The following is a 1872-nucleotide window of genomic DNA, read 5'->3' on the forward strand; positions in this document are numbered from 1 at the left end:
CAACGTTGGGACAGTGACGCTCTCGTTGATCCATTCATGCAAGCCGCTACTGAAGCGGCAAGGTACTACGCTACCTTAAGAGGGTCATAGTTACCCCCGCCGTTGACGGGTCCTTCGTCCTATTGTACTAGGTGTTCAGATACCCGCACTGGGCAGGATTCAGTGACCGTACGAGTCCTTACGGATTTGCGGTCACCTATGTTGTTACTAGACAGTCGGAGCGTCCGAGTCACTGCGACCTGCCTCTCTCCGAGGCAGGCATCCCTTATCGCGAACTTACGGGACTAATTTGCCGAATTCCCTAACGTCGGTTGTTCCCGACAGGCCTTGGCTTTCACTGCCACGAGCACCTGTGTCGGATCTCGGTACGAATCTCGTACTCGCCTTTTCACGGGCTCTAGGTACGACTGACTTACGCTATCCTAGTATTCTTCCGCTTCCTGCCATTACGGCTTCCACGGAGTTCACTAGTTCGACTGGGCGAAAGCCCAGCTCAGTTGTCCCCAAAGCGTCAGCTTTGAGTGTACGAGAGCACTGGAATATTAACCAGTTTCCCTTTTGTCACATTCGAATTACGGTGTGACTTAGGATCGGCTAACCCTCGACTGATTGGCATTGTCGAGGAACCCTTGCTCGTTCGGCCGTCGGGGTTCTCACCCGACTAACGCTGCTACTATGGCCAGGATTGTCGTCACCGGTCGGTCCACACGAGTTCTCACCCGTGCTTCCACCCGACCGGAGCGCCAGCCTACGGAATCACCCTGTAAGGGGTGTCGTCAGGTCTCGGAAGCGGACTTGAGCCCCGATCATTTTCGGCGCCTCAAACCTCGGCCGGTAAGCTGTTACGCTTTTCTTAGAGGGTAGCTGCTTCTAAGCTCACCTCCCGGCTGTTTAGGGCTTGAGACCACCTTCAATCGCACTTAGTCCGCATTTTGGGTCCTTAACCCGACTCTGGGTTGTCTCCCTCATGGTGCACAGGCTTACCCCGCACACCGGACTCCCTGCTTCTGTGGCGTTCGTAGGTTCGGAGTTTGACAGGGAGGTCGACTTCTCTCGAAGGCGAGTCTCCCAATCGGTCGCTCTACCCCACGAACTACCTCAGCAGAGGTCATGCTTCGACATGTTTCGGCTGGAACCAGCTGTTGCCAGATTCGATGGGCCTTTCACCCCTATACGTAGGTCACGAGAGGGTATTGAAGGACACCAACTCTAACAGGCCTCCACGTGCCTTTCGGCACGCTTCACCTTGCCCACGCATAGATCATCTGGTTTCGGGTCGTATCCGGTCGACTCCCCGCGCTTGAACACGGCGGCCCTGGTAATACTGCGGCCTTGTCGGTTTCCCTGCGCCTTCCCTGATACTCAGGTTAGACTCGTCGATCAGATACACTCCCTGGCTCGTTTTTCAAAACGCACGACGGAACACCGGCTCCCTGCAGGTCCTACTGCATCCTTGCGGATGGGTCGTTTTCTGCAGGGCCTTTTATGCCCCGTCGCTCTATCGCCACCTGATTTCAGGCTCTATTGCACCTCCCTTCTCGGGGTGCTTTTCAGTGTTCGCTCACGCTACTTGTTCACTATCGGTCTCGAGTAGTATTTAGTCTTAGCAGGGGATGCCTGCCAGATTCACGAGGGATATCCAACCCCCGCTACTCTGGAGCTGACGCGTACTGTACTGGTCTGAATTACGGGACTGTCACCCTGTTTCGTGCTCCGTTCCAGGAGACTTCACGCAGACGGTCGAGTAGTGATTGTCAGTCCGAACACCACATGTCCCGTGAGGGATTCGGTTTGGACTGTGTCGCTTTTACTCGCCGTTACTGACGACATCGCGGATTGCTTTCTCCTCCTGCCGGTACTAAGATGTTTCAA

At 55.2% G+C, this 1872-nt stretch carries 1 rRNA gene; it reads right to left on the minus strand.

Annotated features, from left to right (window positions below):
- Positions 1-1872 (minus strand): 23S ribosomal RNA (locus tag ACSC1Y_RS16115); the annotation flags it as partial.

Origin of the sequence: Haloarchaeobius lipolyticus, from assembly GCF_051208015.1 — an archaeon.
Lineage (GTDB): Archaea > Halobacteriota > Halobacteria > Halobacteriales > Natrialbaceae > Haloarchaeobius.